Here is a 7,333-nt window from a genome sequence, read left to right on the forward strand (position 1 = left end):
CTGCTGATCGACGTAGGGGCGGCCGGTCCGCTGGGCGCGGGTTCTTCCGGTCAGATCCGGTACGCGGTGACCCTCGGGACAATGGTGAGCGGGTCGTCCGCCTAGGCTGCGTGGAGATCCGCCCAGCGAGATATCCCGCCGGGGTGGATCCGTATGCCGCAGCGGGCCGAGAGGGCGGTGACGATGGCGATTCCTCGGCCGTGCTCGTCCGGGTCCGGGGAAGTCCCACCGTCGGCCGGGAGCGAGGGGCCCGCGTCGGTCACTTCGACGCGCAGAGCTCTGCGTTCGTCGACGCGGACCCACGACAACCGCAGCGTCGCCGGTGGCAGGGCGTGGACGAGGGCATTGGTCAGCAGCTCCGACACCACCACGAGCGCGTCCATGGTGACATCGGGGGAAAGGCCCCACTCGGCGAATACGGTGCGGAGCCGTCCGCGTACGGCGGCTACGGCCCCCGAGGCGTGAGGCACGGGGCAGACGTGATCGACCGGCGCGGGGCCGACGGTGTGGAGCAGAGCGGTCATCTGCCCTCCTTGACGAGCGGTGCCGACGGATGTCGGGCACCGCTCACGCTATGAAGCGATAAGACTCACGTCAACGAACTGCGGTCGGCATTGCCGAACGCCAGCCGAGATTGGTAAAAATCACCGCACGATGCCCCATGTGGGCCGGTGAAGCGGACCTAGAATCGCGGTATGGCCGGTCCCGTCCAGTCGATCGAACGGGCGGCGGCGATCCTCCGTCTGCTCGCCGGCGGTCCTCGTCGGCTCGGGCTGGGCGAGGTCGCCGCGTCGCTGGGGCTCGCGAAGGGCACCACCCACGGCATTCTGCGCACCCTCCAGCATGTGGATTTCGTGGAGCAGGACGCGGCGACGGGAAAGTACCAGCTCGGGGCTGCGTTGCTGCACCTCGGCACCAGTTACCTGGATGTCAACGAGCTGCGGTCGCGCTCCATCAACTGGGCCGACGCCCTGGCTGCCCGCAGTGGCGAGGCGGTACGCCTGGGCGCTCCTCTGGAGGGCAGGGTGCTCGTCATCCACCATGTTTTCCGGCCGGACGACACGCTTCAGACCCTCGACGTGGGCGCGCTGCTGCCCCTGCACGCCTCCTCACTCGGCAAGGTCCTGCTGGCGTTCGGTACCGCCCCCCTGAAGTCGGCGCTCGACGTCGGTCTGGAGGCGTACACCCGGCACACCCTGGTCGACCCTGAGGAGCTCGCCCGGGCACTCGCCGATGTCCGGGAGAACGGCTGGGCCCCCGAGGTCCAGGAGATGAGCATGGGCGACGCCGGTGTCGCCGCGCCGATCAGGGGGCACGGCGGTCTCTCGGTGGGCGCCATCGGCGTGTCCGGCCCGGTCGAGCGGATCTGTGACGCCAAGGGTCGGCCCGAATCCAAGCTGATCATGCTGCTCCGTGAGGCCGCCCGGGCGATCTCACGAGACCTGGGGGCCGCCCGCTGGTAGCTCCCCACGCTTCTGTACGCATCGGAAGGGCGGTCCGGATCATGGTCGGACGGTATGTGATGTCCATCGACCAGGGCACCACCTCCACCCGTTGCATCCTGTTCGACCACGGCGGGCGGTTGGTTTCGGTCGCGCAGCGCGAGCACCAGCAGTATTTCCCGAGGCCCGGCTGGGTGGAGCACGACGCCCTGGAGATCTGGCGCAATCTGCGACGCATCGTGCCCGAGGCCCTTTCCGGCGCCGGCGTCGCCGTCGAAGCGGTCACTGCCCTGGGCATCGCGAACCAGCGCGAGACGACGGTGCTCTGGGACCGGCGGACCGGCACACCGCTGGGCAGAGCGATCGTCTGGCAGGACACCCGCACCGCTCCGCTCGTCGAGGACCTGAGGAATCACCCCGGCGACGACTTCTTCATGGCGCGCTGCGGTCTGCCGCCCTCGACCTACTTCTCCGCGCCACGGATCCGCTGGCTGTTCGACCATGTGGCCGGTCTGGAACGGCGGGCAAGGGACGGCGAGGTGCTGTTCGGCACGATCGAGACCTGGCTGATCTGGAACCTGACCGGTGGGACGGCGGGAGGCCGTCACATCACCGATGTGACCAACGCCAGTCGCACGATGCTCATGAACATGCGGACGCTCCAATGGGACGAGGAACTGCTGGAGTTCTTCGGGGTTCCGCGAGCGATCCTGCCCGAGATCAGGTCCTCGGCGGAAAGGTACGGTGAGGATCGCTCGGTGCTTCCGGGCATGCCCATCACGGCTGCGCTCGGCGATCAGCAGGCCGCACTCTTCGGGCAGACCTGCTTCTCCCCGGGGGAGGCGAAGTGCACGTACGGGACCGGCAGCTTCCTGATGCTCAACACCGGGACCGACGTCGTGCGATCCCGGAACGGACTGCTCACCACCGTTGCGTACAAGATCGGCGATCAGCCCGCGGTCTACGCGCTCGAAGGACCGATCGCCGTCACCGGCGCCCTGGTCCAGTGGTTCCGTGACCGTCTGGAACTGATCAGCAGCGCACCTGGCATCGAGACCCTGGCGCGCACCGTGGAGGACAACGGCGGCTGCTACATCGTCCCGGCGTTCTCCGGTCTGTTCGCACCCCACTGGCGCAGCGACGCACGCGGCGTCATTGTCGGCCTCACCTCGTACGTCACCAAGGGACACCTGGCCAGGGCCGCGCTGGAAGCCACCGGCTGGCAGACGCGTGAGGTCGTCGACGCCATGAACGCCGACTCGTCGCTCACCCTGAAGGAGCTCAAGGTCGACGGTGGCATGACATCCGACAACCTCCTCATGCAGATCTTGGCAGACGTCCTCGACGTGCCGGTGGTGCGGCCCATGGCCGTCGAGACCGTCTCGCTGGGCGCCGCCTACGCCGCCGGGTTGGCCGCCGGTTACTGGGCCGACCTCGGAGTCCTGCGGCGCAACTGGCACCGAGCGGCCCAATGGCTGCCGGACATGGACCCCGCGCGACGAGCGTCGGAATACGAAAACTGGCAACGGGCCGTCGAGCGATCCCTGGGATGGATAAGACGGCCGAACGGCCCTTGATGCGCGCACCCAGCCTCCGGCGGAAGACCGCGCCGGTCGAAGGCAGCCTTCCAGACCTCGTACGCAATGACCTCGTGTTCGACGTGGGGCGTCGGCACGATCCCTCCTCCGCCACGGCTACTCCCTCCATGCTGGGACCGCGCGGCCCCAGTCTGCCGGCCGGGGCGCGACCGGCGGAGCCGACGGCCCAGGCCCTCGCGGCACGCTGCTGGCTTCTTTCTCTCCCCGCAGCGCCGTGGCGGTGCCGTAGAAGATGATGAGGGCGGCCAGCCCCAGTGCGGGCCTGATTGGCCTGGAAGTTGTTGAGGTCGACTTCTTCGTCGACCACTTGTCAGGTGGCGAAGTCGGGGATGGGGTCAGCAGCACGGCACCGCATTAGCCGACGAGGGTGCAAGGGGTAGTACGAAAGCGGCACGATAGTCGCATAAGGCGTTCCCGGGGTGCGGCTACGCTGACCACGTGGCGCGGGGCCGAGCTTCCTGGAGTGGATGTGGGCCTGCGCCAATTCGTGATCGACGCCTGGTCGTGGTTGTCGTACAAGTCGGTGATGGCGGATGTCGGCGGTCCCGGTAACCGGGCGTTCCCTGACCTGGCGTCGTTTCCAGATCCGGCCCGATGGCGGACTTCGACAGCCCGGTGCGGGCGGCCATGGAAGCCCGCGACCAGTGCGTGTCCTGGCCCGGAGTGGATTCCAGCGTCGCGATGACAACGTCCTCGACCTGCTCGAGCAGGATGGACGGCGGCCGCCCCGGTCGCGGTTCGTCGACCAACCCGTCCAGCCGCAGCTTGACGAACCGGGCCCGCCAGCGGTTCACCGACTGCTCGCTCACACCGAGTTCGGCCGCCACCTGCTTGTTCGTCCCGCCCTCCGCACACCGCAGCACGATCCTTGCGCGCAGTGCCAGGAACTGGGCGGTCTTCGCCCGCCTCGCCCAACGCATCAACTGATGTCGCTCGGCCTCGCTGAGCACCAGTTCTGCCTTGCGACGGCCTGGCCGCGGCATGTCCGTCAGCCCCTCGAGCCGATGGGCAGCGAACCGCGAGCGCCACTTCCGCACCGTGTCCGCGGTCACCTTGAGATCCGCCGCCACGCGCGTATTCGGCACCCCGGCCGCACACGACAGAATGATGCGGGCCCGCTCGGCAAGACGGGGCTCTACCGCCCTGTCCACCCAGCGCGACAACTCAGCGAACTCCCATCGGACAGCCTGACTTCAACAGCACGGGGCCGGCGACATGGCGACACGCTACAGACTTAAGCCCGTGATTTCAGGCGCATGACTCGGCGTAGACGGTGTTCCAGTGCGGGTAGTCGTGGTCCACTTTTTCAGCCGTCGCCGACAAGTACATAGCGGTGGCTGGACAGCGGGCGAGTGAGTAATCGTCAAGACCTGTGGATGGGGTGGGATGTCGCCTCGCGTTGCGCCGCGGTCGCGTCGAGGGGGAGCTTCGTCACTCCATAGACCGTGGCCGGCTCAGGCAAAGTCTGCTGAGGTGATGCCGTCGGGACATCCGGACGGCCACTCCACCAACTCGATCCGGTAACCATCCGGGTCCGTGAGCCACGACGTCTTCGGGCCGTGAGGGCCGCCCGGGTACTGGAGGGGTTCGGGCCCCAGGCCGGCTTCGGTCAGCGTCTCCAGGGTGGTGGTGAGCGTTTCCACCTGGATCGCGAGGTGGTCGAAACCGCTGCCCACGTCGACCGGTCCGTCGCCGGGGCGGTGGACCAGTTCGAGCGAGGCCGCCGGTTCGTCGGGGAACTTGAGGATCACGAGGCGAGCCCCGTCGCCGCCCTCGACTCTGCCCAGTTCGACGTAGCCCAAGGCGGTGTAGAAACCGAGCGAGCGGCCCAGGTCGGTGACGCGGTAGGCGACGAAGAGCGTCTTCACGCGGCCTCCTCGGGTCGACGCACCCGGTAGCGGAGGTGCGTGACGTCTCGATCCTCGAGCCGTCGGACGAGGTCGAGTTCGATGTGATCACTACCCAGGTGGTCGAACAGTCGTCGGCCGTCCCCGAGGAGGACCGGAATCAGGTGGATCTCCATCTCGTCGACCTGCCCGGATCGGAGAAGTGCTTGGGCCGCCCCCGCCCCATGGACCATGACCGCCCGGTCCCCTGCGGCTGCGCGAGCCTGACGGGCGCAGTCCTCAACATCGGTGACGAAACGCGCGTGGCCGGGTGGAACGTCCCCGTCATCCACCTGGTGGGTGAGGACGAAAATCGGCACGCCGTCGTGGTGGTCGCCCTGCCAGCGCCCGGCGAGTTCGAAAGTCCGACGGCCGGAGATCACCGCGCCGGTCGCCATCGCTTCGCGGAAGACCTGGCCGCTCGGACCGTCGGACTCCCGGTCGTCGAGCCAGTTGAAGAGCCGTCCACCGTCGCGTCCGAGCTCCTGCCCTGGCCGATCGTCCGGGCCGGCGATATAGCCGTCGAGCGACATCGACATGTACAGCCGAATCGGATTGTTCATCCTGGCCTCCATCTCTCCTCGATTACACCGGTATCCGGCGATTCCTGATCCGCCGACGGGGCGGGAATGTCACAAGGAAGACTTCAGGCAACCGGCAAACTCATCGGCCCGACCCGCCGGCCCTGCTGCCGGGCCTCATATGAAGCCAATCCTGTGTGTGCGTGTGCGTCATATATAGGAGACTTCAGTCGCTTCAGTCGCTGTTCTCTGAACGGTAAGCCTGTGACCTGCGGGTTTACGAAGCGGGCGGAGTAGCGACCGACGGGCCCTCAGGTGCTGGGCATGTTGTTGGGTCGCTGAAGTGTCAGGGGAAGGGGGTCCGTCGACGCGGCCGACAGCTTTTCCCCCGGCTGCGCACTCGCTGTCCGGTGCCTCGCTAGTCTGTGTCCGTAGTTGAGTCGCTTCAGTCGCTGAAAGGGGAGCCGCATACCCGCTGAGCTGCGGACTTCCCGTAGCGACTCAGAGCCGACGAGCCCTGCTGCTTCAGTCGCTAGGCCTACGCTGGCCACAGCCAAGTGGTGCGCCAGCCGCGGCTGTCCGGTCCATCCCCTCGCACCGGGCCGCAAGACTCCCGCCGTCAACTGCAGTGCCTGCCGATCCCCTGGCCATACGCACCGCGAATGCCCCTGTCGCTCCGCCGGCCGCTGGTGCCACGGCTTTCATGCCGCCACAGTGGACCACCGCCGCATCGAGCAGTGGTGGGGCAACACCCCCGGCCTCGGTGTGGGAGTCGCGTGCGGCGCCGCAGGCCTGTTGATCATCGACATCAATGCACACCCGCAGAAGCCGCCCCCAGCGGGACCAGTTGCTGCCGGGCATCCCAATTTCCGACAGCGTGGACCTCACCGGACTCTCAACTGGGTACCACACCCTGGCAGTCCTGGCGGCGCTTCGTGGAACCACCAGCCCCGCAGATGACCAGAACACTCTGCGTTGGAACGGAGCACAGCATCAGTGGAAGGCCGTCCCCACGGGCCCTGATCTGGGCAAACCCCACTTACGTGTGAAACACGTTCGAGGCCAGACGATAGAAAACTAGCTCAGTGGATGCGCCGCGTGTGGGCGAGTAGGCCGGTGCCGCGCACTGGCGTTTGTGGAGTAAGTTCGAGCGGGCTGACTCCCAACGCCGCGGCGATCTCGGGTGCCATGTCGTACGCGGCGTCCTTCCACTCGTCCTCGGCTTCACTGCCCCTCGTGTTCTCGTCCCAAGTCGGCGAGAGTCCCAGTTGTTCCCGCCGGGCTCTTTCCAGCGGGAGTGGTTGTCCCAGCGTGAAGAGCGCATCTTCGTCGGCCACCCCGGTCTCGCAGTACCGCCGCACCACGGTGCCGTGTTCGGCGATGAGCCAGGCCGACCCGTCGGCCTGCATACCGAAGTAGTACGCCTGCGCCTGGCCGTACCGGCTGCTGAGATCAGTGCACAGTTGCAGCATCTCGTCGCTCGATTCGTCGTCGCACGGATCGCACCATGGGCCGATCACCAGCGTCCATCCGTCGAGTTCGGGGCTTACGTAGACCCGGGCAAGTCCGTCGGTTCCTCCGTGGCCGTCGTCGTCGATGGCGACAGCGGCTTCCGTAAACGTTACGGACCTCGACTGGGTTAGACCCAGGGTTGTCATGACCCCTGCCTGGTCGCCGGTCGGTACCGCGATCCAGCACATCCAACACGTGTACAGAGGCCGCGGCTGGTCGTCCGTCAAGATCTGCATAGCCACACGATGCCACGACGGGATCCGCGCCCGGATAGGAGGTTAAGAGGTCGTTTTCTCCTAGTGTTTTATCCCGGAATCAACTGTTTGTTCTGGGGTATCGGGTCGCGCCATGAAATGGTGTTCTCGCCGGTGAGG

At 67.1% G+C, this 7,333-nt stretch carries 7 protein-coding genes and 1 pseudogene; 3 read left to right on the top strand and 5 right to left on the bottom strand.

Annotation, left to right across the window (positions count from 1 at the left end; translation table 11 throughout):
- Positions 1-101: 101 nt before the first annotated feature.
- Entirely contained in the window at positions 102-524 is a 423-nt protein-coding gene (locus ABZX79_RS36600; RefSeq protein ID WP_355267982.1) for an ATP-binding protein, read from the bottom strand.
- A 171-nt stretch (positions 525-695) separates the two neighbouring features.
- Here ABZX79_RS36600 and ABZX79_RS36605 point away from each other — a divergent pair, with 171 nt between their 5' ends.
- Positions 696-1,463 carry an IclR family transcriptional regulator gene (locus ABZX79_RS36605; RefSeq protein WP_355267985.1) on the top strand — a complete coding sequence of 256 codons (768 nt, stop codon included), beginning with the start codon at positions 696-698 and terminating at the stop codon, positions 1,461-1,463.
- 41 nt (positions 1,464-1,504) lie between these two features.
- Positions 1,505-3,019: a glycerol kinase GlpK gene (glpK, locus tag ABZX79_RS36610; protein WP_355267988.1), complete on the top strand. Its 1,515-nt coding sequence runs from the start codon at positions 1,505-1,507 to the stop codon at positions 3,017-3,019.
- A 446-nt stretch (positions 3,020-3,465) separates the two neighbouring features.
- Here the strand turns inward: glpK and ABZX79_RS36615 are convergent, their stop codons facing one another.
- The 3 genes from ABZX79_RS36615 to ABZX79_RS36625 form a co-directional block, all read right to left on the bottom strand.
- Positions 3,466-4,191, bottom strand: coding sequence for a helix-turn-helix domain-containing protein (locus ABZX79_RS36615; protein WP_355267997.1), 726 nt, complete (start codon positions 4,189-4,191; stop codon positions 3,466-3,468).
- A gap of 303 nt (positions 4,192-4,494) precedes the next feature.
- Entirely contained in the window at positions 4,495-4,908 is a 414-nt protein-coding gene (locus tag ABZX79_RS36620) for a VOC family protein (protein ID WP_355267991.1), read from the bottom strand.
- Positions 4,905-5,489 (bottom strand): dihydrofolate reductase family protein, encoded by a 585-nt coding sequence (locus ABZX79_RS36625; protein ID WP_355268000.1) that lies wholly within the window; start codon positions 5,487-5,489, stop codon positions 4,905-4,907. Before ABZX79_RS36625 ends, ABZX79_RS36620 begins: the two co-directional genes overlap by 4 nt.
- 501 nt (positions 5,490-5,990) lie before the next feature.
- Between ABZX79_RS36625 and ABZX79_RS36630 the strand changes: the two are divergent.
- Positions 5,991-6,423, top strand: a pseudogene (locus ABZX79_RS36630) (bifunctional DNA primase/polymerase); the annotation flags it as partial.
- A 106-nt stretch (positions 6,424-6,529) separates the two neighbouring features.
- Here the strand turns inward: ABZX79_RS36630 and ABZX79_RS36635 are convergent.
- Positions 6,530-7,147 (bottom strand): hypothetical protein, encoded by a 618-nt coding sequence (locus ABZX79_RS36635; RefSeq protein WP_355267994.1) that lies wholly within the window; start codon positions 7,145-7,147, stop codon positions 6,530-6,532.
- Positions 7,148-7,333 lie beyond the last annotated feature (186 nt).

It is taken from the genome of Streptomyces sp. NPDC002994 (assembly GCF_040611155.1).
Classification (GTDB): domain Bacteria; phylum Actinomycetota; class Actinomycetes; order Streptomycetales; family Streptomycetaceae; genus Streptomyces.

What these genes read in the sequence shown, in the direction of transcription:
- ABZX79_RS36600 (WP_355267982.1), bottom strand. Translation starts at nt 524, where the DNA reads ATGACCGCTCTGCTCCACACCGTCGGCCCCGCGCCGGTCGATCACGTC.
- ABZX79_RS36605 (WP_355267985.1), top strand. Translation starts at nt 696, where the DNA reads ATGGCCGGTCCCGTCCAGTCGATCGAACGGGCGGCGGCGATCCTCCGT.
- glpK (WP_355267988.1), top strand. Translation starts at nt 1,505, where the DNA reads ATGGTCGGACGGTATGTGATGTCCATCGACCAGGGCACCACCTCCACC.
- ABZX79_RS36625 (WP_355268000.1), bottom strand. Translation starts at nt 5,489, where the DNA reads ATGAACAATCCGATTCGGCTGTACATGTCGATGTCGCTCGACGGCTAT.
- ABZX79_RS36635 (WP_355267994.1), bottom strand. Translation starts at nt 7,147, where the DNA reads ATGTGCTGGATCGCGGTACCGACCGGCGACCAGGCAGGGGTCATGACA.